At 70.7% G+C, this 26,454-nt stretch carries 20 protein-coding genes; 6 read left to right on the top strand and 14 right to left on the bottom strand.

The window, feature by feature from the left end:
• Positions 1-6 precede the first annotated feature (6 nt).
• The 4 genes from fxsT to ACFWW9_RS18600 all read right to left on the bottom strand — a co-directional run bounded on the left by fxsT (position 7) and on the right by ACFWW9_RS18600 (position 8,654).
• Positions 7-4,356, bottom strand: a complete 4,350-nt coding sequence (gene fxsT, locus ACFWW9_RS18615) for an FxSxx-COOH system tetratricopeptide repeat protein (protein WP_390378815.1) — start codon at positions 4,354-4,356, stop codon at positions 7-9.
• Entirely contained in the window at positions 4,353-5,354 is a 1,002-nt protein-coding gene (locus ACFWW9_RS18610; RefSeq protein WP_390378812.1) for an AAA family ATPase, read from the bottom strand. Before ACFWW9_RS18610 ends, fxsT begins: the two co-directional genes overlap by 4 nt.
• Positions 5,351-7,522: a hypothetical protein gene (locus ACFWW9_RS18605; RefSeq protein ID WP_390378809.1), complete on the bottom strand. Its 2,172-nt coding sequence runs from the start codon at positions 7,520-7,522 to the stop codon at positions 5,351-5,353. The genes ACFWW9_RS18610 and ACFWW9_RS18605 overlap by 4 nt, the downstream gene beginning before the upstream one ends.
• Before the next feature lie 325 nt (positions 7,523-7,847).
• The gene (locus ACFWW9_RS18600) at positions 7,848-8,654 is read right to left on the bottom strand and encodes a polysaccharide lyase (RefSeq protein ID WP_390378807.1); all 807 of its coding nucleotides are present in this window, start codon (positions 8,652-8,654) and stop codon (positions 7,848-7,850) included.
• 149 nt (positions 8,655-8,803) lie between these two features.
• Between ACFWW9_RS18600 and ACFWW9_RS18595 the strand changes: the two genes are divergently transcribed.
• Entirely contained in the window at positions 8,804-10,018 is a 1,215-nt protein-coding gene (locus ACFWW9_RS18595; RefSeq protein WP_390378847.1) for an MFS transporter, read from the top strand.
• A 213-nt stretch (positions 10,019-10,231) separates the two neighbouring features.
• The gene (locus ACFWW9_RS18590) at positions 10,232-11,575 is read left to right on the top strand and encodes a diguanylate cyclase (RefSeq protein ID WP_390378804.1); all 1,344 of its coding nucleotides are present in this window, start codon (positions 10,232-10,234) and stop codon (positions 11,573-11,575) included.
• Here the strand turns inward: ACFWW9_RS18590 and ACFWW9_RS18585 are convergent.
• Positions 11,572-12,612, bottom strand: coding sequence for an epoxide hydrolase family protein (locus tag ACFWW9_RS18585; protein ID WP_390378801.1), 1,041 nt, complete (start codon positions 12,610-12,612; stop codon positions 11,572-11,574). The genes ACFWW9_RS18590 and ACFWW9_RS18585 overlap by 4 nt on opposite strands.
• A 37-nt stretch (positions 12,613-12,649) precedes the next feature.
• Here ACFWW9_RS18585 and ACFWW9_RS18580 point away from each other — a divergent pair, with 37 nt between their 5' ends.
• Positions 12,650-13,210, top strand: coding sequence for a TetR/AcrR family transcriptional regulator (locus ACFWW9_RS18580; RefSeq protein ID WP_390378799.1), 561 nt, complete (start codon positions 12,650-12,652; stop codon positions 13,208-13,210).
• A 2-nt stretch (positions 13,211-13,212) separates the two neighbouring features.
• Here the strand turns inward: ACFWW9_RS18580 and ACFWW9_RS18575 are convergent, their stop codons facing one another.
• On the bottom strand, positions 13,213-13,635 hold the full coding sequence (locus ACFWW9_RS18575; protein ID WP_390378796.1) for a nucleoside deaminase: 423 nt from the start codon (positions 13,633-13,635) through the stop codon (positions 13,213-13,215).
• Between the two features lie 92 nt (positions 13,636-13,727).
• Here ACFWW9_RS18575 and ACFWW9_RS18570 point away from each other — a divergent pair, with 92 nt between their 5' ends.
• Positions 13,728-14,207 (top strand): Lrp/AsnC family transcriptional regulator, encoded by a 480-nt coding sequence (locus ACFWW9_RS18570; protein ID WP_390378793.1) that lies wholly within the window; start codon positions 13,728-13,730, stop codon positions 14,205-14,207.
• Here the strand turns inward: ACFWW9_RS18570 and ACFWW9_RS18565 are convergent.
• The gene (locus tag ACFWW9_RS18565; RefSeq protein WP_390378791.1) at positions 14,178-14,690 is read right to left on the bottom strand and encodes a GrpB family protein; all 513 of its coding nucleotides are present in this window, start codon (positions 14,688-14,690) and stop codon (positions 14,178-14,180) included. The two genes, ACFWW9_RS18570 and ACFWW9_RS18565, sit on opposite strands and share 30 nt — an antisense overlap.
• A 26-nt stretch (positions 14,691-14,716) precedes the next feature.
• Here ACFWW9_RS18565 and ACFWW9_RS18560 point away from each other — a divergent pair, with 26 nt between their 5' ends.
• On the top strand, positions 14,717-15,262 hold the full coding sequence (locus tag ACFWW9_RS18560; protein WP_390378788.1) for a GNAT family N-acetyltransferase: 546 nt from the start codon (positions 14,717-14,719) through the stop codon (positions 15,260-15,262).
• On the opposite strand, the gene ACFWW9_RS18555 is transcribed toward ACFWW9_RS18560, so the two are convergent.
• Complete coding sequence (locus tag ACFWW9_RS18555; protein ID WP_390378785.1) at positions 15,259-16,047, bottom strand: helix-turn-helix domain-containing protein; 789 nt, start codon at positions 16,045-16,047, stop codon at positions 15,259-15,261. The genes ACFWW9_RS18560 and ACFWW9_RS18555 overlap by 4 nt on opposite strands.
• An 81-nt stretch (positions 16,048-16,128) precedes the next feature.
• On the opposite strand from ACFWW9_RS18555, the gene ACFWW9_RS18550 reads away from it, so the two are divergent.
• On the top strand, positions 16,129-16,866 hold the full coding sequence (locus ACFWW9_RS18550; protein WP_390378782.1) for an alpha/beta fold hydrolase: 738 nt from the start codon (positions 16,129-16,131) through the stop codon (positions 16,864-16,866).
• Here ACFWW9_RS18550 and ACFWW9_RS18545 read toward each other — a convergent pair.
• The 6 genes from ACFWW9_RS18545 to ACFWW9_RS18520 all read right to left on the bottom strand — a co-directional run bounded on the left by ACFWW9_RS18545 (position 16,834) and on the right by ACFWW9_RS18520 (position 26,452).
• A complete protein-coding gene (locus tag ACFWW9_RS18545) occupies positions 16,834-18,228 on the bottom strand; it encodes a hypothetical protein (protein WP_390378779.1) in 1,395 nt (464 codons plus the stop codon). The genes ACFWW9_RS18550 and ACFWW9_RS18545 overlap by 33 nt on opposite strands.
• Positions 18,225-19,565, bottom strand: coding sequence for an MATE family efflux transporter (locus ACFWW9_RS18540; protein WP_390378777.1), 1,341 nt, complete (start codon positions 19,563-19,565; stop codon positions 18,225-18,227). Before ACFWW9_RS18540 ends, ACFWW9_RS18545 begins: the two co-directional genes overlap by 4 nt.
• Positions 19,565-23,113 (bottom strand): SDR family NAD(P)-dependent oxidoreductase, encoded by a 3,549-nt coding sequence (locus ACFWW9_RS18535; RefSeq protein WP_390378774.1) that lies wholly within the window; start codon positions 23,111-23,113, stop codon positions 19,565-19,567. The genes ACFWW9_RS18540 and ACFWW9_RS18535 overlap by 1 nt, the downstream gene beginning before the upstream one ends.
• A gap of 11 nt (positions 23,114-23,124) precedes the next feature.
• Positions 23,125-23,937 (bottom strand): ACP S-malonyltransferase, encoded by an 813-nt coding sequence (locus tag ACFWW9_RS18530; protein ID WP_390378771.1) that lies wholly within the window; start codon positions 23,935-23,937, stop codon positions 23,125-23,127.
• Positions 23,938-23,947: 10 nt separating this feature from the next.
• Positions 23,948-25,036 (bottom strand): hypothetical protein, encoded by a 1,089-nt coding sequence (locus tag ACFWW9_RS18525; protein ID WP_390378769.1) that lies wholly within the window; start codon positions 25,034-25,036, stop codon positions 23,948-23,950.
• Between the two features lie 357 nt (positions 25,037-25,393).
• Positions 25,394-26,452: a GDSL-type esterase/lipase family protein gene (locus tag ACFWW9_RS18520; protein WP_390378766.1), complete on the bottom strand. Its 1,059-nt coding sequence runs from the start codon at positions 26,450-26,452 to the stop codon at positions 25,394-25,396.
• Between the last annotated feature and the right edge of the window lie 2 nt (positions 26,453-26,454).

Here is a 26,454-nt window from a genome sequence, read left to right as displayed (position 1 = left end):
CCCGGATCACAACTGCATGGTGTCCGTGTCGCAATTGGCCCGCGTGTACTGGGCTGCCGCGATCGTCGCGGGGTGGTCGTCGCCGAGCACCTTCCGGAAGCTCGCCACGGTCTGGCCGTGCAACTTCGCCGCGTTCGTCTCGTCGCCGAGGGCGTGCAGGTCGATCGCCAGGTTGAGCGCGACCGCCAGCGTGGACGGGTGCTCTGCGCCCAGCGTCCGCCTCGACCGCTCCAGGGTGTCCTCGTCGATGGCCTTGGCCCTCTCGGTTTCTCCCATTGCGGCGAGGTCGCTGGCCAGGTTGGTCGCCGCCACGAGGGCGAACGGGTGGTCCGCGTCGAAGACCTCCAGCAGGGTGGCGTGGGCGTTGGTGTCGATGTCCATGGCCAGCACCAGCTCGCCGCGGAGGCGGTGGATCACCGCCAGGTTCATGGTCGCGATCAGCGTGTAGGGGTGGTGTGGTCCGTGGATGTCGTGGAACTGCTCGAAACTGGTCTGCGCGCGCTCCAGCGCGCCGTCGAGGTCGCCCAGGTGCCGCAGGTCGGTCGACAGGTTCATCAACGCGGTGATCGTGTCGAAGTGGTTGTCACCGTGCCTGCGCTGGTAGCGGTTCAGGCAGTCTTCGGCCAACGCCTTCGCCCGGAGGTGCTCGCCCGCTTTCCTCAGCGAGACCGAGAGGTTTCGGGTCGCGCCGATGACACGCGGGTTGTCCTCGCCGAGCACGTCGCGCTGGTACTCCAACGCCTGTTCCTGGTCACGCGCTGCCTCGACGTAGTACCCGCATTCCCTCAGATCCATGCACAGCGCGTTGCGCGACCCCAACGTCTGCGAGTGGTCGATGCCCAGCACCGCCGTGCGCCGCCTCATGGTGTCCTCGTCCAAAGCGCGGGCCTCGTCGAACTGGCCCATCAACCGCATGCAACCGGCCAGGTTGTGCGCGTACCGCAGGGTCGTGGGGTCGTTCTCGCCCAAGAGGGCCCTCGACTTGGTGTACACGATGTTCTGCAGCTCGGTCTCCTCCCGGAAACGGCCCTCCGAACGCCGGTCCGCCGCGACCGTGTCGAGCATCTCCAGCATGCTCTCGTCGTTCTCGCCCACCTCCGCCACGAGCAGGGCACGGGTCTTCTCGTTGAGCTTGATCGCCTCGTCGATGTTCCCGAGTCGGCGCAGCGCCACGGCGAGCCTGCGAGCCATCGTCAGCGTCATGAGATCCGAGGCGTCATGTGCCTGCCACGACGCGACCGCTTGTTCGGCGAGGTCGCGGGCGCCGCCGAAGTCACCGACGTTGAGCATGTACACGACGAGGTTGTCGATCAGCGACCTCACCAACCGGTCCTGGCACTGGACCGCCTTGGACATCAGGGCGTGCGGCAACAACTCCGAATACCGTGCCCAGTTCACGCGCGACTCGGGGTCGCCGGGGTCGCCGTTGCCCAGCAGCACGTGCACCGCGTGCCTCATGGTCTCCTGGTCATCGGTGGTCAGGCTGTTCTTCAGCACGCTCTGCACCAACCTGTGCAACTGGAGGGAATTCGTGCGGTGATCGAGCTTCGCGAGGCTGTAGCGGTTGATCTGCCGCACTGCCCGCGCCAGCTTGATGGGGTCTCGCAGCGCTTCACCCAACTCACTGGGCACCGGAGCGTCCCGCCCGCCGCGGAACAGGCGCTGGGAAATGGGCTCCGGACCGAAGAACGCACATACCTGCAGGAGCTGCAAAGCGTCCGGGTGCTGCTTGCGAAGCCGGTCGAGGGGGACGTTCCACACCGCCGCGACCACGGGGGCCTGCTTGTCGTCCGAACCGTCGGAGCTGAGCAGTTCCGTGCGGTTCTGCGCCAACAGGTCCAGGTACTCGGCGACCTGCATGCCGGTCGTGGCCCTCCACGCCGCCGCCTGCTCCACCGCCAACGGGAGGTCGCCGAGCGCCTCGGCCAGTGCATCGGCCTCCACCTCGTCGATCTCGCCGCCGCGCTTGGACAGCAGTTCGATGCTCTCCGCGCGGGTGAAGATCTCCACCGCGACGCGCTGGGCGAAGCCCTGCCACTCCGAGTTCCTGGACGTGACCACGATGTGGCCCGAGCCCGCGGGGAAGAACTGGCGGACGTCGTTCGGGCTGTCGGCGTTGTCGAAGACCAGTATCCAGCGCTTGGCCGGGTCGTAGGTGCGCAACTCCTCCAGCACCGCGGGGACAGCGGTGTCGGCTGAGCCCGCGGTCGCCACACCCAGGCGCTTGGCCAACTCGACGAAGCTGGTCTTGATCTGCGCGGGCTGCTCGGCCGGGATCCACCACACCAGGTCGTACTCCGAGGCGTGGCGGTGGATGTACTCGATCACGGTCTGCGACTTGCCGACACCACCCATGCCGTGCAGGGCTTTCGGGAGTACGGCCGCTGTGCCCGACTCGGCCACCTGGACGCGCAACTGCTCCAGCAGTTCGGCTCTGCCGACGAAGTCCGGGTTGCGCAACGGCACCGCGCCCCAGATCTGCGGCTGGGTCGTAGCGGTGCGCCGCTCGCCGGTTGTGATGTGCGTGCCCGATGCCGTCACGTCCTCAACTCCTTGGGGCGGCTGGCTATGCGGCTCCCTGACCATGTCGGCGGTGGTCGTGAGGGAGTCGGTGGTCGTCATTGCGCTGTGTTCTCCAGGATCTCGTATCGGCTGCCTCCCCGGGGGTGCCGATGCCATGTCGTGTTGCGGGGAGGTCTGGTCGATCGAGAGCGCTGCGCGGACCTGCGTCGCGCGCGTCGAGTACGGCCCGGCGAGGGCGCGGAGCACAGCGGCCTGGACCTTCAGGTAGGGCTTGGTCTGCGGCGAGACGGTCACGGCGGGCGCGTGGGTCGGATTGGCCAGTACCTCGCGGAGGTCCCGCAACGGCGGGGTCTCCGTTCCCGCGTAGTCGTCGAGCACCTGCGCGACCCGTGCGGTGTCCACTCGACGGCAGGTGGCGAGGAGCTCTTCCCGTACGCCGTCGTGGAAGTCGTAGATGACGGTCGCGGCCGTCCCGTTGGCGGGCGGGACCTTGCGGACGATGCCGCCCAGCATCACCTCGGCCAACGTGGACTGGGAGGAGTTGGGGAGCAGCACGCGCTGAACCCTGGTGATCAGCGGAGGGCTCAGCGGGCTGGCCGCGAGCAGCCCGGCCAGGTGGAACGCCTCGACCGAGGCGAAGGTGCGGAACCGCGCGACGCGCTCCGCAGCGGTGAGGCCGTCGTCCTGAGCCGGTGTCGGCTGGAGGTCTTCGCGATAGGTGCTCACCAGGGTGGCGGTCATCTCCACCCATTCGGCGCCGGGTGAGGTGATGAGCTTGGCCCAGCCCGCCATCCAGCTCTTCGAGAGCCCGAGCACCGGCACGGGTACGACTCCGTCGTCGGTCGCGACGTCCGTCCGCAGGCGGTGGTTGGGTGCTCCCGGAGCCGGGGCGGACAAGCGCATCCGCCGCGTGGTGACACCGCCCCAGGACCAGAGCCGCTGGTGCAGCGAGTGCACGATCGCCACGGGCATGCGACGGCCCCACCCGTGCAGCACGTGGGGCACCGCGCCGCTGTGCCAGGCCTTGCCGGTGGTGTCGGTGAAGACCAGGACGATCCGCGTCCCGTTGGGCTCCACCAGGAATCCCGTGTCGTGGGTCGCCCCGCCCTCGCTCCGCAGCGACAGGTCGGCGGGGTCCGGGCTGTCGGTGTTCAGCTCGAACATCCGCACGTCGCGGAACGCGCCCTGCTGCTCGAGAACCGCGCGGAACTCCTGGGTGGTCCGCCTCCACAGGTCGTCGGCCATCGTGGCGTCGACCACCAGCGCCACGTCGAACCGCCGCCACGGTAGCGGTTTCAACTCGGGCAGCCACAGGCCGTCGGTCGCCGCGCGCACGGCCGTGGCCTCTTCGTCGAGCACCAGGTTCCGGGGCGACGGGAAGGCGCGGGTCAACGGGCGCAGCGCACGGCTGATGTCCCGCCGCTCCGGCATGGCCGGCACGGTCGGCCACGCCGATGCCGCGTGCCGTCGGGGGTCGTCCTCGCCCACGGCGCCGGTCGACGTCAGCGTCTGCGGCCCAGGGGTCCACTGGCGGGTGGGATGGTCCTCCGGTTCACCGCGGGGCTCCGGTTCGGTCGGAGGCTCCGGGGTCGAGTCCGGCAGCGGACGCTCGTCCGCGGCGGGCTCGTCGTCCGGGCGCGCGGGGGCGACCGGATCGCGCGGTGTCCGGGAGGACTCCACGTCCGGGTGAATGCGGTTCGCCAGCCACAGGGAGTCCCGGATCTCGCGATAGGTCAGGGTCTCGGTGGTCAGCGGCTCCAGGGTGTCGTCCCCGGCCTCGAAGTGCTGGAGCACCACTTCGTGCGGTGGAGGCCGGTCTCGGGGCCGGGTCACCGGGGCTCCGCCAACGGGTGCCAGATGGCGGTCAGCAGCTCTTTCCACTCCTCGTCCGGGATGTACGCCCCGGACGTCGCCAACCGGGTCGCGAGGTGCACGGCGTTGAGCAGCTGGTCGGCCGCCAGCCCGCCCACCTCGCTGCTGCGCTCCAGGAACTCGGCGATCAGCCTGCCGGTGTCGGTGCGCTCCCGGCCGCGGAACTGGGCGGTGACCATGGCGCTGAGCTGCTGGGGGTTCGGCCGGTCGACGCGGAGGCGGAGGCACCTGCGCAGGAACGCGGGCGGGAACTCGCGTTCACCGTTGCTGGTGATCACGATGACGGGGAACTCCCGGCACCGGACGAGTCCGTTGTGGACGGTCGCGGTGTGGCCGCGGTCGTGGGTGAGCACCTCGACCGCGGACTGGCGCTTGCTGTAGCGCACGAGTTCGTCGATCTCGAACTCGCCTTCCTCGAAGGTGTTGAGCAGGTCGTTGGGCAGGTCGATGTCGCCCTTGTCCAACTCGTCGATCAGCACCACGCGCGGGAGGTCCGCTGCCAGCAGCGCGGTGCCGAGCGGGCCGAGGTGGATGAAGTCGCCGATGTCGGGCTCGGTGCCGTCTGCCGACGCCTGGACGCGGGCGATCGCGTCGTACAGGTAGAGCCCGTTGTTCAAGGTCGTCCTCGAGGACACGGGCCAGCGCAGCACCGGTCCGAGGCCCAACTCGCGCGCGATCAGGTAGGCGAGCGAGGACTTCCCGGTTCCTGGATCGCCTGTCACCAGCAGCGGCCGCCGCAGCTGGATGGAAGCGTTTACCAGGTGCACCTCTTCGGGCTGGGGCACGCGCCGCAGGTGTTCCATCCCGCCGACCCGCCGATTGCCCTCCCCGCCGTCGTCGTCCGGGCGTGAGGCGTTGCCCTCTCCCGTGAACGTGCGCCACGGTGGTGGCGGGGGCAGGTCGCTGATCGGTGTGCTCGCCACCGTGCCGTCGCCGCGGTAGATGCGCCAGTCGCTCATCCGGCTTCCCCCTCTTCGATCGGGTGTGCTGCCTGATGCGGGGTGATGGGGCGGTTCGGGTCGTCGTAGAGAACGGTCAGCGCCGTGCCCAGGTGGTCTTCGCCCGGCGCCTTGGCGTACGCGGAGATGCGCGCCCGCTGGACCCGTTCGAGCAGGTGGTGGGGGTTTCCCGCGTCGTGCAGGAGTTCCTCGAACGCGGCGGCGAACTCGCTCGACGGGCGTGTGCGGTGGAAGAGGACGAGCGGGACCCCGGCCTTGATGGTCACGGCGAGCGGGTCGCGCCCAGCGGTCTCCGGACGGGGCGGGGTGCTGAGCACCACCGCGACGACGTCGGGACGCTTGTGCAGGTCCGCCACCAGGCGTCGGACGCCGTGGTCGTCGCCCCCGTGGTCGCCGATGGCGCAGACCGGGTCGATGCGGCCGGTGCGGTTCAGCTGAGTGGTCAGGTCGGTCCACCGCCTGCGCCACTCGCGGTGGTACTTCTGGGACCTGGTGCGCTCGGCGCTGCGCACGACGGCGATGTACCTGGTGCCGATGGGCTCGGAGAAGTCGTCGTTCTCCCAGGGCCACTGGTCGACGTCCAGCACCGTCAGGTCAGGCGTGTCCAGGACGAACTCGACCAGGACGTCGGGCTGCCGCTGCGACCACTCGTCCTCGGCCTGCTCGATCAGCGTGGCCACGTGCGTCTTCGCCTCGGCCAGCGAACACGTCTTGTCGACGTCCCTCCGGGGTGCCCACGACGTCGAGTCGCCGCACTGCCGCCAGGACTTCACCACGAGGTCGTCACCGGTCGGTCCCACGCGCTCCAACTGGAGCACCAGGTAGGCGATTTGCCGAGTGGGGGCCGCGGGGGGTGCGGCGTGAGCCGCCCGGACGTCCTTGCGCACCGCGGCGAGTTCTTCGACGAGGCCCATCTCGGCGGCCCGCGCGCTGGACCACTGGAGAAGTCGGATCTTCAAAGCGGCGTCCGCGCGCGTGGCGATGTGCTCGACCAGCACCAATGTGCGGGGAATTCCATCCGGCCGAGCGTTGAGCGCTTCCAACGCGTCGAGAATACGAGGATAAGTCGAGTGCCTGCCCACGTCCGGAGCGTCCGGACCGCCGGAGGCGCGGTAGAGGTCGACGATGTCTGGTATCACCACATTGGCCAGCATCGTGAGCAACTCGGTCCTCTGGTCCAGGGGAAATACGTCTGCGGGCGCCTCCACTTGTGATGCGCTGTCCAGTCCTGGGGGCAAGTGTCTCAGCAACTGCGCGTCGTTGCCGAATGGGGGTGTCGGACCTTGAAGGGCCGCTTGATTGCGAATCATTTTCAAGTCGACTTCGAGTTCTCGGAGAGCTCCCAGCAACTGGCCTGTTCCCTGTTCATGTTGGGAGGAGGCCAGTGCGAGCTTTTCCGAGAAGGACAAAGGGTCCAAATTGTAGGGTACCCCGAAAGCCATCCAGTTCGGCAAGAGGCTGAGCAGGCGCATCCTCGCCGTTTCGTCGTGCCCGGAAAGTGCTTCGACCAGTCTGGTGATGAGGTCGTGGACGGTGGGCGGAGGCGGGGGAGTGGTCCTCGTCGCCCACTCGGTGGTGGTCGCCGCGTCGGGTCGGGAGTCCGGCCGTCGGATCCACGCCGTGGTGTGAAGGGTCTTGACGTTTATGTTGACCTGCTGGTATCGCTCGGGTTCTGCCGCAGGCTCGTGCGACAGCGTCTCCGTGAAGAACCGATCAGAAACGACAACCGTTACCAGGTCGCCCGACTCGCGGTGCGCGAGGCGCACGGGTTCGGCGTCGACCAAGCGGCACGCGTCGATGACAGGGGTGCTGGTCGCCCCGTTCTTGCCGGAGTCGACCGGGCCCGAATGCAGTGCGAAGCGCACCCTTATCCTGCCTTCGGGTCCAGAATTCGAGTTGTGACGCCGCAATTGTGCGGTCAGGCGCGCGGGTAACCTGTCTATGATCCGGCCCTCGGGAAACCGTGCGGGGATGAGCACCAGCGCCCCATCGCCCTGGGGCTGCATCGAACAGGCTTTCCAGTCGATGTCGGCCTCGTAAAAGGCGTGCTCCAACGCGGTGAAGAACCCGGCTTGCAGTGTCGACCGGTGCAGATCGGCCCGCATCTGGTCGCTGAACCGTTCGATGTCGACGACGAGGATCGCGTGGTGGATCGGCTGGGGTAACAACCGGGCATCACCTCAATCGGCCGAATCCGGCAGCGTCCAGTCACCCTAGTCGGGTGAACGCGCTCGCGGCATGCGCCACCGGTGTGGTAATCCGTATTCTCGGGTTCGAGTTCGGCGGAAGGTTTCCGCTTGGTGACGAGGTTGGTTAAACCTGGTCGAATCCGAGTTGACGTCGGGTGGGGTGGGTGTTTCCGGCCCACGGCGGCTGTGGTGCCCTGGGTGTCGTCGACAGTGGTCCGCCGGTCCGCGCCGCGATCCCGAGCCGACTCGATCTGGTGTCCCGCGGTGTTGAGGGGACGCCTCCGTCGAGGCGTCCCCTCAACGGTCAGAGCTTGGTGGTGCTGATCCGGAAGTTGGAGAAGTACGAGTGGACTTCCTTCTTCGGGCCCCAACTCGTCTCGTGGCCGCCGAAGAAGGTCGAGAAGAACACGCCCTTGAACGGGATGCCGGCGATGCCTGGCGCCGACTTGCTCGACAGGACCTGTTTGCCGTCGTACCAGACGGTGATCTGGCCGGTGGAGCGGTTCACCGACTGCTGGATGTTGTGGGTTTGGCCGTCTGGGGAGAAGTTCCACGAGCCGAGGCCGATGTCCTTGCCGTAGCCGTCGCCTGCCGGCGTGTAGACGTAGACCTCGCCCTTGCTGCCGTTGCGGAACATGAAGCGCGTCGACCAGGCCTGGCCGTGGTTGCCGCCGCTGGCCTCGCCGGTGTTGCCGCCGTAGAGGCCGGGGAGTTTGCCGCCCAGGCCGAAGTCGAAACCGCTGGGGAAGCGGATGTCGTACTTCAGGTACAGCGTGGTGGCCTTGGTCAGGTCGGCGTGGCCGTTCTTCGAGAGGTTCTGGTAGAACTGCCCGCCGCCGGACGTGGGGCAGTTGGTGCACGACGGCGCCGAGGAACCCTTGCCGTACTTGACGTCCAGCGTGCTGCCGCTGGCCTTCATGTTGCCGAAGCCGAACTCGCCCGCTCCGTCGATCCCCCACGAACTCCGCCACGAGGAGGAGGGGAAGCCGGAGAAGGTTCCCGACCACGGTGCGGGGGCCGCGGCGGCCGTTCCGGTGGTGGACGTCAGCGCGCCCGCGGTCACGGTCACCGCGAGCAGGGCTTTGAACAGACGGGATGTCAGGGTGCCCATCCGTTCTCCTTCCGTTGTGGGGTGCGGGCTCCAGGCCCTTGGGCGGCGGCGTGGGAGAAAGGTAAACGGTCTAGACCACAAGTTCAATGATCTGATTACTATTCACGGATGTGAAACGGTGGCTCGGGCTGATCACTTCTGCCACGGTGATGACCATGCGCGGGGACGGCTTTCGGGCGGCTTTCGGCGTCGCCGAGTTCCGCGTGCTGTGGTGCGCCTCGCTGACGTCGATCGTCGGCGACCAACTGGCCCGCCTGGCGTTGTCGATCCTGGTGTTCCAGCGCACCGGCTCCCCGGCGTGGACCGCCCTGACCTACGCGCTCACGATGCTGCCCGGCCTGCTGTCCGGGGTGTTCCTCACCGGGCTCGCCGACCGCTTCCCGCGCCGGACCGTGATGGTGTGCAGCGACGTCGTGCGGGCCGTGCTGGTCGCCGTGATGGCCCTGCCCGGAGCGCCGTTGCCGCTGGTCGTGGGTCTGCTGGTGGTCGTGCAGTTGGCCGAGCCGCCGTTCGCGGCCGCGCAGGGCGCGCTGCTGCCGCTGGTGCTGGGGGACCGGCGCTACGAGGCGGGCCAGTCGATCCACCTGATCACCCACCAGGTCGGGTTGCTGCTCGGTTTCGCGGGCGGTGGGCTCGTGGTCGCCGGTCTGGGCACGTCCGGGGCGCTCGCGGTCGACGCCGTCACGTTCGGGCTGTCCGCGCTGCTACTGCGTTTCGGGCTGCGCGCCCGACCCGCCTCGCTCACGCCGTCGCCCTCGGACGGGCCGGGCGCGTGGCTGGGGCAGGTGCGGGCGGGCGCGGGCCTGGTGTGGCACGACCGCAGGCTGCGGACCCTGATCGCGCTCGGCTGCCTGGCGACGTTCAGCGTCATCCCGGAAGGGCTGGCGGCGCCGTTCTCCGCGCAGGTCGGGGCGGGCGCCGCGGGGGTGGGCGTGCTGCTGGCGGCGGACCCGGTCGGCATGGTCGTGGGCACGCTGCTGCTGCGCCTGGCGCCGTCGGCCACGCGCGTCCGGCTGCTCGGCGCGCTGGCCGTGGGCACGGCGCTGCCGCTGCTGGGGTACCTCGCCTCACCGGGGTTCGGGTTGGCCGTGGTGCTGCTCGCGCTGTCCGGGCTGTTCAGCGCGTACCAGGTCACGGCGGGTGCGACGTTCGTCCGCCTGGTGCCGGACGAGCGCCGGGGGCAGGCGCTCGGTTTCGCCCGCGCCGCGCTCGTGGCCTCGCAGGGCCTGGGCGTGGCGGCGGGTGGGCTCGTGGCGCAGGGGAGCGGCTCGATCGTCGGGACGATCGCCGCCGCGGGGGCCGCGGGAACGGTGCTCGCGCTCGCCGCGGCCACCTCGTGGTCGCGAGTGTCCACCGGTGGCTGACCGGTTCACCAGATCTTGTCGCGCATGCGGTCCACCTCCCCCGTTTTCCGGGCATACGTCTCGAACGGGACCGGGGATCACCAGATCTTGTCGCGCACGGTGGTCACCTCCTCCGCGTCGTGTCACCCCGCCGGCGGCTGACATCGGCCCAGGTCACGATTAGCGTGACCCTCCGTCCGGGCATGGCGGCCGCGTCGTGGGGTAAACATGGGCATGGGACATCGCGCGGACGCTCCGGCCGGGGCCGGTGGCGCCTGGTGCGTCCCGCGCTGGTCACTATGGTCCCTGCCCGCACGGGCGTTGGCCTACGTGCTACTGGTGGACTCGGGCGCGGCCATCGCGGTGGTCTTGTCCGCACTGGGCCCGGTCACGGCCCGCTCGTGGCTCATCGCGGGCGTCCTGGCGGGCTGCGCGGTCGCGCACCTGCACTGCTCGCGCTGGATCGAGCGCATCCGCCGCGACCACAGCCACCTGCCGCACGTCGACCTGTGCAGCATCTGGATCTTCGCGGGCGCCCTTGTGCTGCCACCGCTGCCCGCGGTGCTGCTGGTCGCGACCATCTACCTGCACCGGTGGTGGATGGTCGGCCGCTGGGACGCCTCCCGCCCGCCGCACCGCTGCGTGTTCACCGTGTCCATGATGATTCTCGCCGCCCTCGCCGCGAACGGCGTCTCCACCGCCTCCGGCCTGCGGGAACACCTCCAGCACGGCACCCCGTCGGGGCCGCTGGACCTGGTCGGCATCGTCGGCGCGGCCGCCGCGCAGTGGGGCGTCAACTCGCTGCTCGTCGGTGTCGTCATCGTCATCACGGTCAAGCTCCGCAAGATCGGCGAAGCGGTCGGCAGCGCCGGGGACAACCTCCTCGAGGTCGGACAGCTGGCGCTCGGCTCGTTCGTCGCGCTGGCCGTCGCGTGGTGGCCGGGCTTCGCCCTCCCGATGGTCGTCGCGGCCGTCGCGCTGCACCGCACGGTGCTGATCCACCAGCTCGAGCTGGCCGCCCGAACGGACAACAAGACCGGGCTCCTCAACGCCGAGTCGTGGCACCTCCAGGCCCGCCTGGAACTCCAGCGCACCCGCGACCGCCAGACCCCGGCGACCCTGGGGCTGTTCATGATCGACGTCGACCACTTCAAGGACATCAACGACCGCTACGGCCACCAGGTCGGCGACTCGGTGCTGCGCGAGATCGCCGAGGCGCTGGCGGCGACGGTCCGGCGCGGCGACTCGGTGGGCCGCTTCGGCGGCGAGGAGTTCGCCGTCCTGCTGCCGATGGTCGAACGCGCGGAAGCCCTCGTCATCGCCGAACGCGTGCGGTCGCGGGTGCTCGGCCTGAAGATCGACGACTGCGCGGGCGGCCTGGTCACGGGCCTGGGCGTCAGCATCGGCGTGGCGATCTGGCCGGAGATCGACGAGGACACCCTGGAGGGCGTCCTGGCCGCCGCCGACTCCGCGCTGTACGAGGCGAAGCGCCTCGGCCGCGACCAGGTCCAGGTGGCGGGCGCGCAACGCCGCCTGCGCTGGGCCCCCGCGACCCGCGTCCCGCACGTGGCGGACTAGCGGCCGCCCAGGTCGATCGCACGGCGCACGTCGCCGACGTAGGCCTCGGGCTGTTCCCACGCCGCGAAGTGGCCGCCCGCCTGGTGTTCCACGTACTCGCGGACGTTCAGGAACGCCTCGGCGTAGCCGCGCGGCTCGGGTTTGGTGTCGCGCGGGAACACCGAGAGCACGGTCGGCGTGTCGACCCGGTCGGGGAGCGCGACCGGTTCGGCGTAGGTGGCGAAGGACGTGCCGATCGTGCCGGTCACCCAGTAGGCGGTGACCCACGTGAGGAGGTCGTCCCGCGTGAAGGCCTGGTCGTCGGACCAGGACTCCAGCTTCTCGACGATCCAGGCCGCGAGGCCCGCCGGTGAGTCGCCGAGGGCGACGGCGAGCGTGTTGGGCCGCGTCGACTGCTCCGCGATGTACCCGCCGTGAGCCCGGAACCACGCCGCCGACCGGTCGAGGTAGGCCACCGCGTCGGGCGCGAGCGACGCCGGGTCCGCCGTGACCGCGCGTCGAGGGGCGACGTTCGTGAGGTGCAGGGCGGTCACCCGGTCCGGGTGCTCGGCCGCGAGGATCTCCGCGACCGTGCCGCCCACGTCGCCGCCGGACACCGTGTACCGCGGGTAGCCGAGTTCCTCCACGGCGTCCGCGACGAGGGCGGCGATCCGGTTGACGGACGTGCCGGGAGCGGTGAGCGGGGCGGCGAACGGGAAGCCCGGCAGCGCGGGGACCACCACGTGGACGTCCGTGAGCAGGGGCAGGACGCGTTCGAACCGCAGCACCGAGTCCGGCCAGCCGTGCAGCAGCACGACGACCGGGGCGGCGGGATCGGCGGCCCGCTGGTGGACCACCCGCAGCTCGGTGTCGCCCGCTCGCACGGTCTGCCAGGGGAGTTCGCCGATGCGGCGTTCGTGCACGGCCCAGTCGTACCCGTTCGCCCAGTGGTCGAGCAGGTCGTCGAGCCGGGTGCGGGTGATGCCGCGCGTTGGGTCGTCGCTCCACGGGGTCGTGGCGTGCCGCGTTCGGCGGAGTCGTTCCTTCAGATCGTCCATGTGTATGAGCGTACACATGATGTGTATGCTCATACACATGACTTCCCGCAACGCGGCCGCCACCAGGCAGCGGATCCTGGAGCACGCGCGCCGCCTGTTCGCCCGGCACGGGTACACGGCGATCACGGTCAAGGGCGTGGCCGACGCGGCGGGGGTGTCGCCGAACCTCATCACCCGCTACTTCGGCGGCAAGGACGGTCTCTTCCTGGCGGCGACCCAGGTAGAGATCCCGGTCGCGGACTCGTTCGACGGCGACCGCTCCACGCTGGGCGAGCGCCTCGCGGCGAGCATCGTCCAACGCTGGTTCGGGGACCCCGGAGAGGACCCGCTGCTCGTGTTGCAACGCGCGTCCGGCGAACGTCCCGAGGCGGCGGAGGCGTTGGCCGCGTTCCTCGACGCGAACTCGTTGGAGCCGTTGCGCCACTACCTGCGTGACGGCGGCCTGACCGACGAGGAAGCCCACGACCGGGCCGCCGCGATCGACGCCTTCGTGCTCGGCGTCTCGACGCGCCGCCGAGTCCTGCGCGCCGACCTCGGCGACCCCGCCGAACTCCGGGCCTGGCTCGGCGCCACCATCCAGCGCCTCGCCGACGGCTGACGCTAGTTGTAGTACCCGTCCACGACCGCCGTCGCCTCCTCCGTCAACGCCGGGCCCTCCAGCCGGAACCCGGCGAACCCGCCGGGCTTGAGGGCCGCGAGCTGCTCGCCCGACAACGCGAACACGACCCGGCCCAGGCCGGAGCGGTCGATCGCGCCCGCGCACATCGGGCACGGTTGGGTGCTGGTGTACATCGTGGTGGTCGCGGCGGTGGCCGGGTCGAGTTCGCGGGCCGCCCAGCGGGCCGCCTTCAGTTCCGGGTGGGCGGTGATGTCGCCGTCGGTCAGGACCGTGTTGCGGAACTCGACGAGCACCGTGCCGTCGGCGTCGGCCAGCAGCGACCCGAACGGCGGGTCGCCCGCCTCGCGGGCCGTGCGGGCAAGCTCGATGGCGCGGCGGAGGAGGTTTTCCTGGTTGGTGTCCACGACACCAGGCTAGATTTCGCGCCCTGGAGCAGGAAGGGAACATCCCCGGTGTTGATCCGTTAGGACCGGGGAATCCACGGTATTTTCGCGGTATGGCCGAGACCCTTGACCCGACCGACTGGCTGATCCTGCTGGAACTCCAGCGCGACGGCCGCGTGCCGCTCACCGAGCTGGCGCGGCGGGTCAGCCTGGGCGCGTCGGCGACGACCGAGCGCGTCAAACGCCTGGAGGCCGCCGGGGTGATCACGGGCTACCGCGCCACCGTCGACCTCGACCGGGTCGGCTACCCCGTGCTCGCCGTGGTGCGGCTCAAGCACGCGGGCAGCAGGCACGAACCGTTCCACCGCCTGCTGGACGACCGCGCCGAGGTCCTGGAGTGCCTGCGCACCACCGGCGACGACTGCTACGTGCTGAAGGTCGCGGCCACCTCGATGGAACACCTGGAACACGTCGTCAACGCCCTGTCGTTCTTCGGCGACACCAACACCAACATCGTCTACAGCCAAACCCTCCCGTTCCGCGGCCCCGCGAACCCTGACGCGTCAGTCCTCCCAGACGTCGCTCGCCGGTAGTCCGCGCGCCGCGCGTTCGCGGTCGATCAGGCGTTGGATCAACGCCGTCTTGCCCTTCGTGTACGCGAGGCCGTCGGACTCGGTCGCGGCGAGGTGGCGTTTCAGGGTGCCGTACTCGGCTGCGGCGTCTGGGTTGGCCAGGAGGTGGTCGCGGAGCAGGCGTTCGTTGCGGGTGGCCCAGGTGTCGGCCGGGACGATGTGGAGGTGGTGGGTGCGCACGCCGTTGGTGTCGCGGGTGTAGAACAGGCGGTTGCGCATGTCGGTTTCCTCGCGCACGTAGCCCAGGGCTGTGAGGGCGGTGTCGGGGACGGTGGACAGGTCCGGTGTGGACGCCATCAGGTCGATCACCGGTTTTGCGGCCAGGTCGGGGATCGCGGTGCTGCCGACGTGTTCGATGGTGGGGAACAACGGTCGTAGTTCGGCCATGCGGCGTTCGGCCTCGGCGGGCCAGGTGGGGTCGGGGTCGGAGAAGGCGATCGGCATTTCGGGCAGCCTAGTAGGTTGCGGTGGTGGTGAAACCTGAATTCCCGATCACGACGGAACGGCTGGTGCTGCGGCCTTTCACGATGGATGACCTCGATGCCGTGCACGCCTGGCAGGCGTTGCCGGAGGTGGCGCGGTTCCTGTACTGGTCGGCGCGGACCCGTGAGGAGAGCCGGGTCGCGCTCGCGGCGAAGAAGGCGTGGCCCGAGGCGGTGGGGGAGTCGTGTTCGTTGGCCGTGCAGCGGCGGGACACCGGTGACGTGATCGGCGAGGTGCACGTGGAGTGGACGCACGAGCAGTGGCGGCAGGGGGAGTTCGGGTTCGTGTTCCACCCCGATCACGGTGGGCGGGGGTTCGCGACCGAGGCGGCGGAAGTGGTGCTGCGGTTGGGGTTCGTGAACCTCGGGTTGCACCGGATCATCGGGCGGTGCGATGTGCGCAACACCGGGTCGATCAAGCTCATGGAGCGGCTCGGGATGCGCAAGGAGGCGCACTTCCGGCACAACGACATCTTCAAGGGCGAGTGGGGCGAGGAACTCGTCTACGCGATGCTCGACGACGAGCTGTCCTAGAGCCCCGCCAGCAGTTCCGCGGTGCCGGTGTCGTCGACCGGCGTGAACACCAGCAGCACCTGGTCGGACGTGCCGGTGGTCAGGAACTGGTAGTACAGCTCCAGCGGGCCGTTCGGGCCGTCCAGCCGCTTGCGGTCGGTCACCCGGCCGAGCACCTCGTGGGCGTCCCACAGGTCGGCGAACTCCTCGCTGTCCCGCCGGAGCCGGTCCACGAGGTCGCGCGCCGCCGCGTCCGCCCGCCGCACGACCACCGCCCGCAGGTCGGCGACCCGCGCCCGGCTCTCCTCGTCGCGGAGGTCCTCGGGGAACACCCGACGGGCCGCCGGGTCGGTGAACCACCGGTAGTACGTGCTGCGCCTCACTCCCTTGTGGACGGTCGCGTCGCCGAACAGCGCCAGGGAGAGCCGGTTCTGCGCCAGGGTCTCGCCGAGGTCGGTCATCACGTGCGCGGGAACGTCGCCGAGCTGCTCCAACACCCTCAGCAGCGCCGGATCGGGGTCGACCACCCGAGGCGGCGGGGGCACGGGGTGGTCGGTCAGCCGGGACAGGTGGTCCCGCTGCGCCGCGGTCAGCTCCAGCGCGGCGGCCAGCGCCGTGACGACCTGCGCCGACGGCCTGCTCGTGCGGTTCTGCTCCAGCCGCGTGTAGTAGTCGACCGAGATCCCGGCCAGGTCGGCCACCTCTTCCCGCCGCAGCCCCGAAACCCGGCGCACACCCGCGGTGTCCGAGGGGCGGGCGTCCGCGCGCCGCGCCCGCAGGAAGTCCGCCAACTGCTGTCCGTCCACACCACCACCCAACCACGGAGGACTTCTCCGGGGGAGCGACTCGCCCTGCCACCCGTCGGCGCGCGGGGCCACGCTGGAGCCATGATCACCGCGATCCGCGACACCACGCTCGCCTGGGACGAGTCCGGCGACGGCCCGGTCGCCGTCTGGGCGCACCCCCTGACCAGCAGCGGATCGGCGCCGCTGTTCGACTGGACGCCGGTCGCCGCCGACCACCGCCTCGTCCGCTACGACGCCCGCGGCCACGGCCGTTCCGGGAGCGGAACCTCGGCGGACTTCACCTTCGACAACCTGGCCCGCGACCTGCTGGCCCTGCTCGATGTGCTCTCCCCGGACGCGCCGGTCTCCGGGATCGGCGCGTCCCTGGGCACGGCGACCCTGCTGCACGCCGTCGTCCAAGCGCCCGAGCGGTTCGACCGGCTGGTGCTGGCGGTCCCGCCCACCGCGTGGGAGGCCCGGTCGCCGCAACGCGCGCTCTACGAGTCCATGGCCGCCCTCGTGGAGGAGAAGGGGGCGGGCGCGTTGGAAGACCTGCTGCGCGACGCCCCCGCCCCCACGTCACACCGGATCGAGGTCGCCGAGGACCAGCTCCCGGCGCTGCTGCGCGGGGTGGGCGCGTCCGACCTGCCCCCGCGCACCCGCGTTGCCGCCCTCCGCCTCCCGGTGCTGCTCCTGGCCTGGGAGGGCGACCCGGTCCACCCCGTCGCGTCGGCCGTCGAGCTGGCGTCGCTCATCCCCGGCGCGGAGCTGGAGGTCGTCCGGACCGCCGCCGACGCCCAGGGCTGGTCACACCGTGCCGCCGCCTTCCTCGCCGTCTGACGCGAGCACGGTGAACACCTCGCCGATCCGGTCCAGGTCCACGTCCTCCTCCGCCAGTTCGGCGGCGATCCGCTCGACCGTGAACAGGAACGCGCGGAGGTCGTCGAGCGGCAGGAACGCGGTGTCGGCCATCAGGGACAGGCGCATCCGGTCCGGGGTGCCGCCGGTGTCCAGGTAGAGGGCCATGTCCTCGTGCGGGGTGCGTTCCGGCCACGTCAGCGTCGTCGGGGTCGGTGGGCCGGCCTTCGTGCGCGACCGGGGCAGGGTGGACCACATGTCGTTGATCTGGCAGCCCGGTGGCAGCACGACGTCGCGGAGCACCTCCGCGGCCAACCGGCCGTCGTAGCGGGCGTGGCTCTTGGCCGCGGTCATCGTCGCCGCGGACTGGCGCAGCACCGCGGCGAAGTCCGGCACGTCCAGGTCCACCACGGTCTTCACGGCCTGGTTCAGCGTCGTCACGGCGTCGAACAGGTCGGGCGCCAACCTGTTGCTCTGCATGACGTCCAGCCGGTGCACGGGCTCGGGGCAGAGGTGGCGGAGCAGGCCGGTGGTGATCGACAGCAGCACGACCGACGTGGTGGTGCGCAGCCGTCGGGCCGCCGCCCGGAGCGCGACCGGGAGCGCGTCGGACTCGATCTCGCCGCGCACGAACCGCGGCGAGAGGGGAACGGCCCGTGCCGCGGGGCCGTGCGACGGCATCCGCGCCACGTGCTCCCGCAGGTGCCGCATCGCCTCGATGTTGAGCAGCTGGCCGTCCGGCGAGTTCTGCCGGGTGGCCAGGTCCACCGGCTGCACGGCCGGTTTCGGGGCGGGCACGGGTTTTCCGCCCGCGCGGGCGTGGAGCATGGCCGTCAGTTCGGCGACGAGCAGTTCCACGCCGGTGTGGTCGGCGGCCATGTGCGAGACGCCGAGGACGACGAGCACCGGGATGCCCTCGTGCAGCGCCAGGGAGATCCGGACCGGCAGCTCCTTGTCGTGGTCGAACGCCGTGGCACCGGCCCGCACCAGGCAGTCGGTGACGATGCTGGTGAAGTCCACCGGGTCGTCGGCGGGCCGGTCGAACACGGTCACGTCGAGCGCGCCGGACGCCAGCACCTCCTGCGTCGCGTCGCCGCGCGGGGAGGCGTGGAACAGCGTGCGCAGGGACTCGTGGCGCAGCAGCAGTTCGCTGAGCTGCTCCAGCACGTCGCCGAGCGACAGCAGCAGCGGCACGTCCAGCCACCGGGTCAGGACGAAGAACGGCTTCACCTCCGGCAGCCACTCGTGGATGCCGTCCCAGGTGCCCCGCTGACCCCACGTCAGCGGGGCGACCCTGGACCGGCCGCCGTGGAACTCGGCCTGGACCGTGCTCTCGGTGATCACGACGCGCCCTTCAGCTCGACCGCCGCGGGACGGGTGAACAGCACGTCCCGCAGGCAGTGCACGGAGTAGGTCAGGCCCGCCGTCCACCCGGCGACCACGGCCCACATCACGGCGTCGATGCCGAACGGGCCGTTGAGCAGGTAGGCGAACGGGACCTGGACGACGACGAACGCGATGAGCGTGCAGATCAGCGGCGCGGTCGTGCGCCGCGACCCGTTGAGGTACCCGTGCAGCACGACCATCACCGTGTACAGCACCAGGAACGGGTAGATGATCAGGACGTACCGCTCGGTCAGCTCCTGGGTCGCGGGGTCGCCGGTGAACAGCCCGGCGATGGGGGAGCGGGCCAGCAGCACCACCGCCGAGACCACGGCGGTGAGCCCGACCGTGAGCCCGAGCGTCTGCACCAGCCCCCGTCGGGCCCGGTCGCGGTCCGCGCCGCCCAGGTTCTGCGCCACGAACGCGGTCACCGCGCCGGAGAAGTCCAGGAACAGCATCCCGGTGAACAGCTCCAGCCGGGACACGATGGTGAACGCCGCCAGCACCACGGCCCCGTAGGACTGGATGATCCAGACCAGCACCATGATCCCCACCGCGAGGATGATGTGCTGGCTCGCCAACGGGAACCCCAGCCGCACCGCGTCCACCAGTTCGCGCCGCACGGCCGGTTCGGCCTGCTTGCGCCCCAACGGGTAGATGCGCCGCGCGGCCACCAGCCCGACGACGAACGCGGCCGCGCTGGCGATCACCGTCGCGAGCGCCGCGCCGCCGATCCCCATGCCCAGCACCGAGAGGAACACCCAGACCAGCACGATGTTGGCCACGTTGCCGAAGCCCTGCACCCACATCGCGGCCCGCGAGTTGCCCAGGCCGCGGAAGTAGGCGCTGACGGCGGCCAGCCCGAACATCGCCGGGAAGCCGAGCGACAGCGTCCCGAAGAACAGCGCGCAGTCCTCCGCGAGCTGCCCGTGGATCCCCATCAGGCCCAGGACCGGCCGGGCCGCCACGGTCGCCAGCACCACGCACCCCGCCGACCACACCGCCGTGACCAGCGCCAGCGCGAGCACCACGCCCCGCCGTTCACCGTCCTGCCGCGCGCCCCGCAGGTGCGCGAGCCGGATGGTGAACGCGGTGCCGAGACCGATGAACATCGCGTTGAGCAGGTAGAACATCGGGCCTGCCACGCCGACGGCCGCGAGGCCGTCGACGCCGACGTAGTGCCCGACCAGGATGCCGTCGATCAGCACGTAGCCCTGCTGGAGCAGGTTGGCGGCGGTGAGGGGCAGCGCGAAGCCGACGATCTTGCGCAGCGCGGGCCCCTCCGTCATGTCCGTCATCAGGCCACGTCTTCCGCGAACTCGGCCAGTTCCTCGACGTGGTAGGCGATCTCGGAGATCGTCCGGTCCGCGAGCAGGTCCGCCACGTCGTAGTGCACGCCGTGCCGGACGGCGATCGTGCTCGCCACCGAGGCGGCCATGATGGAGTCGCCCCCCAGTTCGAAGAAGTCGGCCTCCACGTCGAGCGCGGGGTAGCCGAAGGCCAGGGCGAGGCACTGCGCGACCGACTGCTCGACGTCGGTGTACTCGCCGTTCTCCCGCCCCTTCAGCTCGACCTGGACGGCGGCGACGGTGGCCTTGATCTTCTCCGACGCCTTGAGCAGCCGCTCCTCCAGCGCGTGCATCTCGCGCTCGACCTTCGCGTCGATGTCGGCCGACAGCGGCACGTCGTAGGACCGCAGCAGGTGGATCAGCTCGCCGCGGTAGTGCAGTTCGCCCGCGAACAGCCGGGGCCTGCGCGACCGCAGCGCCGCGTCCACGACGTCGAGGCCGACGGACGTGGGCAGCGCCTTGAACATGGTGTCGCCGTTGGTGCCGTGGTCGACCGCCATGCCGATCTCCTTCCACGCCACCCAGTCCAGCGCCACGACGTGGCACGGTCCGCCCGCCTGCGAGCGGGCGAGGTTGTCCAGGTAGTAGTTGCCCGCCGCGTAGTCGGCCTGGCCGGGGGCCGGGAACACCGAGGCCACCGACGAGAAGTGCACGACGAAGTCGGGCCGGTCGGTCCGGGTCAGCTCGTCCAGCACGAACGCGGCGTGCAGCTTGACCCGCACGACCTCGTCGAAGTCCTCGGGCAGCCGGAACATCAGCGTCGCGCCACCGGGCAGGCCGGCGGCGTGGACGATGCCGTCGATGCGCCCCTGGTCCTGCTGGATGCCGGTCACGGCCGCCGCGAGCGCCTTCGGGTCGCCCGCGTCCGCCGACCGCACGAGCACCTTCACGCCCAGGGCCTCCAGGTCGCGGACCGTGGTGATCCGCTCGGTCGCCGTGCCCGCCGCGAGCAGGGAGTCCCACTCCTCGCGCGGCGGCATCCCGGACCGGCTGAGCAGCACCAGCGTGATGTCCGGCTGCTTCTCGGCGAACGACCGGGCGACCGCGAGGCCGAGCGCGCCCGTGCCGCCGGTGATCAGGTAAGTACCGCCGGGCTTGAGGTAGGCCTGCGGGCCGTCGGTGTCGACCTCCGGCACCTCCACGAACACCTCGCGCGACCGGTGCACGCCGCGCAGCAGGAACAGGCCGTGCTCGGCGGCGAACACCTCCGCGGCGAACACCGGGCCGGGCACCGCCGTGTCCACGTCGAGGTGCTTCACCTTGATGTACGGGTACTCGCGGCCGATGACCTTGCCGAAGCCGACCAGCGCGGCGTTCTCCGTGACGGCCGTGGTGTCGCCCTCCTCGGCGCACACGGCGGTCCGCGTCACGACCGCGAGGTCGACCTTCACGCCCGCGGCCATCAACGCCTTGGACAGGTGGAACAGGCTCGTCAGGTTCTTCGCCGTCCGCCGCTCGACCTCGTCGATGTCGCCCGCGGGCTCGGCTTCGAACGCCAGCGCGTGCACGACGTGCGTGACGCCCTCGTCGCCGACCAGCCGGGCGACGTCGTCGAACGCGGTGGCGGTGAAGTCCTCACCCAGCCGCAGGACGCGCGCCGCGCCCAGGTCGGCCGTCGCGAGGAACGCCTCGGCGTCGGTGTCCGGGTCGACCAGCGCCAGCACGGACGCGCCCGCGGGCACGCCGTTCCGCGGCAACGCGGGCGTGGGCTGGAACTCGACGTCGTGCGTCACCGGGTGGCGCTCGTCGTTGGTGGCCAACGACAACTGGTCCCGCCAGGTGTCCGGGAACTCCATCCACGCCAGGGTCTCGTCGAACGCGTAGCCGGGGAGCCGGACGATCCGCGGCGCGCGGTCCGCGGGCCGGGAGCTGTCGACCGGGCCGCCGGACAGGTACGCCTTCGCCTGCGCGGCCAGCGGGCCGGTGATCGGCCGCTGCCCGTTGACCAGCAGCTCGGCCAGACCGCGGCGGAGACCGTCCACATCGGACGCCAGGACGGCGACGCGGTGCCGGTGCGAGCTGCGGGACACCCTGGTGGTGTAGGCGATGTCGGCGATGTCGGCGTCCGCCAGCCCACCGCCGTCGATGAACCGCAGGTAGCGCTCCACCAGCCACGTCAACGAGCGCGGGGTGGCGGCGGACAGCGTGACCAGCACCTCGCCCTCCGACGGCGGCTGCTCGGCGGGGGAGTCGTACTCCTCCAGCACGGCGTGCGCGTTGGTGCCGCCGAGCCCGAACGCGCTGACGCCGCAGCGGCGTGGGCCCTCGGACTCCCACGGGCTCAACGTCCGGGGCAGGTACAGCGGCCCGGACTCGAAGTCCAGCTTCGGGTTGGCGGTGGCGAAGTTGGCCTGCGGCGGGATCATCCTGTTGCGCAGCACGGCGACGGCCTTGATCAGCCCGATCACGCCCGAGCCCTCGAACAGGTGCCCCACATTGGCCTTGACTGTGCCCACCGCGCAGAAACCGCGGTCGTCGGTGTGCTTGGCGAACGCCCGCTTCATGCCCTCGTGCTCGATCGGGTCGCCGACGCGGGTGGCCGTGCCGTGCGCCTCGAAGTAGCCGATGCTGCGCGGGTCCACGTCGGCGTCGCGCCACGCGGCGAGCAGCAGGTCGGCCTGCGAGTCGGAGTCGGGGTTGGTGATGCCCTCGGTGTTGCCGTCGTGGTTGACCGCGCTGCCCTTGAGGACCGCGTAGACCTGGTCGCCGTCGGCGAGCGCCTGCTCCATCCGCTTGAGCACGACCGCGCCCGAGCCCTCGCCGAACCCGGTGCCGTCCGCTGCCTCGTCGAACGTCCGCGTGACGCCGTCGGAGGACTCGATGCCGATGTTGGAGTGCGGGTGCTTGACCGGCGCGAACACGATCCGCGCGCCGCCGACCACGGCCATGTCGCAGTCGCCCATCAGCAGCGCGTTCTTGGCCTGGTGCACCGCGACCAGCGTCGCCGAGCACGCCGTGTCCACGACGAGGCTGGGGCCGCGCAGGTCCAGCAGGTGCGACAGCCGGTTCGCCAGCATCGTCGGGATGTTCCCGGTGATCGCCTGCTGGCCCACGGTCGGGTCGATGCGGCAGATGTAGTCCAGGTACGTCGAACCGGGGTTGACGGCGAAGCCGACGAACACGCCGGTCCTGCTGCCGCGCAAGCGGTCCACGGAGTAGCCCGCGTCCTCGAACGCCAGGAACATCGCCCGCATGACCATCCGGTGGTGCGGGTCGGTCAGCGTCGCCTGCCGCGGGTTCATCCCGAACGCGGCGTAGTCGAACGTGTCGACCTCGTCCAGGAACGACCCGTTGTGGTAGTCGATGTCGGGCTCGTTCAACGGGTCGATGCTGGTGGCCCGCAGGTAGTGGATGTACTGCTCCAGCTTGCGCCGCCGGTCCTCCGGGAACGGGCGGACGTTGCTCGCCCCCGTGCTGATGATCCGCCAGAACGCGTCGAGGTCGCGGGCTCCCGCCCCTCCGACCGCCCCGCCGACGATCGCGATGTCCGTGTTCATAACACCCTTCCTCAGGCGATCTTGGAGACGAGCGAGCTCAGGGTCTTGCCGTTGACCTCGTCGAACGCGGTCACGCCCAGCGCGCGCAGGGTCTTGACGGCCCGCACCCACTCCACCGGCGACGACAGCTGGCGGGCCAGCAGGTCCGGGCCCTCGAACGCGTCGCCGGTGACGCTGGAGACCACGGGCACGCGGGCCGGTCGGAACTCGAACCCGGCCAGCACCTCGCGGAACCGCGCCTCGGCGGGCGCCATCAGCGGGGTGTGGAACGGGCCGCTCACGTTGATCGGCACGACCCGCGCGCCGGGCAGCGCGGCGACGGCCTTCGCCGCCACCGCGACCTCCGTGCGGTCGCCCGCGATCGTGGTCTGCGTGTCGGCGTTGAGGTTGGCGATGAACACCGCCGTCAGCCCGGTCTCAATCAGCGCGCGCCGCACGAACGCCACCGGCACGCCCTGCACGGCCGACATGCCGCCGCCGGTGATCTCCGACATCAGCTCGGCCCGCCGCCGCACCAGCCGCAGCCCGTCTTCCAGGTCGAGCACGCCCGCCGCGACCAGCGCGTTGTACTCGCCCAGGCTGTGCCCGGCGACGCACTCGGGGTCGGCCTCGGCCATCCCCATCAGGGCGTTGACGAAGAACACGGCGGGCTGCGCGTAGCGGGTGTCCCGCAGCCGCCGCTCGGGGTCGCGGACGCACAGCTCCTCGATCGAGTAGCCCAGCACCTCGTCGGCGAGCGCGGTGGCGTCGGGGAAGCGGGCGAACAGCTCCGCCCCCATCCCCTTCTTCTGCACGCCCTGACCGGGGAAGAGCAGACAACGCATGGCGGTGCTCCTAACGTGCTCGGCGGGAGAACTGCTGGACGGACTCGAAGCGCACGGGGCGGGCGTCGGCGCGCAGGCACTCGCGGGTGAACCGACGCGCGGCCGGACCGGGACCGCAATCCACCACGCGCTCGATCCCGGCGTCGCCGATCGCGTGCCTGGCCGCCGGCTCCCACTCGATGGGCCGCACCAGCACCTGGTCCAGGAACTCCTGCACCAGGTCGGTCGACTGCTGGAGGTTGCGGGGCGCGTCGGTGGCGTACACCGGCACCTTCAGCGCGTCCGCGCCCGGCATCGGGCCGATGAACGCGAGGTCGTCGCGGACCCGCAGCGCGGCGGGCGCGAGGCGGGAGCTGTGGAACGGGATGGAGTTCGACAGGAACGCCCAGCTCACCCTGGCCTCGGCGAACGCGTCCTCGTGGGCGAAGTAGAAGTCGAGCAGGTCGGCGGTCGACCCGCTGAGCACCTGGACGGTGGGGGAGTTGACCAGGCTCACCGACAGCCGGTCGTAGCCGCGGACCGCGCTGCTCAGCTCGTGCCGCGACATGCCCGTCAGCGACGCCATCGGGCTCGGCGTGCGGCCCTTGCCGTCGCGCGCCAGGTACCGGCTCACCAGCTCCGGGCTGGCGACCCGCGCCTCGTCGAGCTGGTGGCCGCGCACCAGGCTCAGCGCGACGAGCTTGAGCGAGCTCGCGGCCAGCGCCAGGAACTCGTCCACCCGCCTCGCCCGCACCCCGGCCACCACGGCGGCCTGCAAGCCGATGCTGTGCCCGAGCGCCGCCACGACCCCGTCGTCCGCGCCGCGCGCGGTCGGCTGGAGGTGGCACACCTGGCACACGTGCACGCAGATCCCGGCCACGATGGAATTCCGCAGCGCGGCGACCGGGAAATCGCCGTCGAGCCATTGTTTCAGGGAGAAGTCGAACGGCAGCACCGTGCGGCGGGTTTCGTTTCCGATGTATTTCAGGACGTCGTCCAGAACGGTGAACACCGTGTGGAAGTAGGCGGTGTTCTCCGGTCGGGCGTAGAGCTCGCGGAGCGCGGCGACCAGGGTGTCGTTGGTGCCACCGAGGCCGTCGAAGAGCAGCAGAGTGCGCATGACCTCGACCTCTTCTGAAGGGCTTTGACCACGGCGACCGCGGCGGTGGGGTCGACGGCGGAACGGTTGCACACGCTAGGTCCGGCCGCGAAAAGCGACAACGCCCGCGATTGATGGGTAATGCGACGAAAGGTGGAATCACAATGGTGGCGCTGAAAACTTTCGCAACACGGACGTGGTCCGTGCGGAGTACCGCAGCGAAGGGGTGTTCGGGCAGCTCACCCGTGTGCTGAATTCCGCACGCGGCCGCGGGTGATCAAGGAAGGGACGCGCGGGCCGTCGGCTGTTCGGCGCAGACCGTTGTCCTATGCCCACCGGGCCGATCCGCGCCCGGTGACTTCGTGGTGACGAAGCCCGCTAGTCGGCCTTCGGGTTGCTCACGGCCTTGAGGTTGCCCTTCTCGTCGGCGACGCACGCGGCGGTCCTGGCGCTGGTGCTCAGGAAGTCCGTCAGGCAGCGGCCGATCTGCTCGTGGCCCTTCGCGTTGGGGTGGAACGACTCCTGCAACGCGTGCGAGGCGCGGGTCTCGTCGCGCAGGCCGTCGAAGTCGACCGTGAGCCGGGTGAACCACTCGTCGTCCGGGTTGCCGCCGCCCGTGCACGCCTCGTGCTTCGCGCCCGCCTGGGTGAGGTCGAGGTAGCGGGCACCTACGCGGTTGGCGGCGGTGTTCACGCCCTGGGCGAGGATGCCCACGCCGGTGTCGCGGACCCACGCCATGTCGGCCGTGCGCAGCGGGCAGCCCGCGAGGTTCTGCAGGTCACCGGGGACGCCGGGCGCGACGGGGGAGGCGTAGGACTGCACGACGAGCGAGTACGAGCGCTCGGTGTAGCCCTCGTCGTCCATGACCTTGCGGATGTCCCGCAACGCCTTCTCCACCTTGGGCACCATCCGGTCGACGCGGCCGCGCCAGTCGTCAGTCAGGGTCGCGGTGCAGTCCGCGCCGCGTTCGAACCACGCCTGCACGCAGCGGTTGAGGACGTCGGAGAACCGCGGGTCGTCGTTGGCCCCGACCGCGACCACGATCACGGCCACCCGGTTGACGCGGGCGATGGCGGCCAGGCGCTTGGCCTGCGACGGCTCGGTGTTCTGGAACTTGTCGGTCAAGCCGACCTGCTCGGAGTTCGCGCCCGAGCAGGACAGGTTGAACCTCCGGTCGATGCCCGCCACGGTCGTCCTGTCGATCGTCGCCTTGAGCGAGCGGTGGCACCAGTCGCCGTTCTCGCCGTCGGTGCCGGGCTCGTAGTCGCCCGCGCCCTCGCCGGACATCGTGCTGTCGCCCATCGCGACCATGGCCGTCGGCGCGTCGCGCGCGGGACCGGGGGGAGCCGCGAAGCGGTGGTCGCTCACGACCGTGAGCACGGCGAGCAGCGGTATCACCACGAGGAGTGCCAGCGAGCGGCGCGCGAGGGGGTGCATCG

The organism is Umezawaea sp. NPDC059074, from assembly GCF_042738955.1.
In the GTDB taxonomy this organism is placed as follows: Bacteria; Actinomycetota; Actinomycetes; order Mycobacteriales; family Pseudonocardiaceae; genus Umezawaea.
Note: the sequence above shows the minus strand (reverse complement) of the source record. Positions and strands in the feature narration are given on the sequence as shown.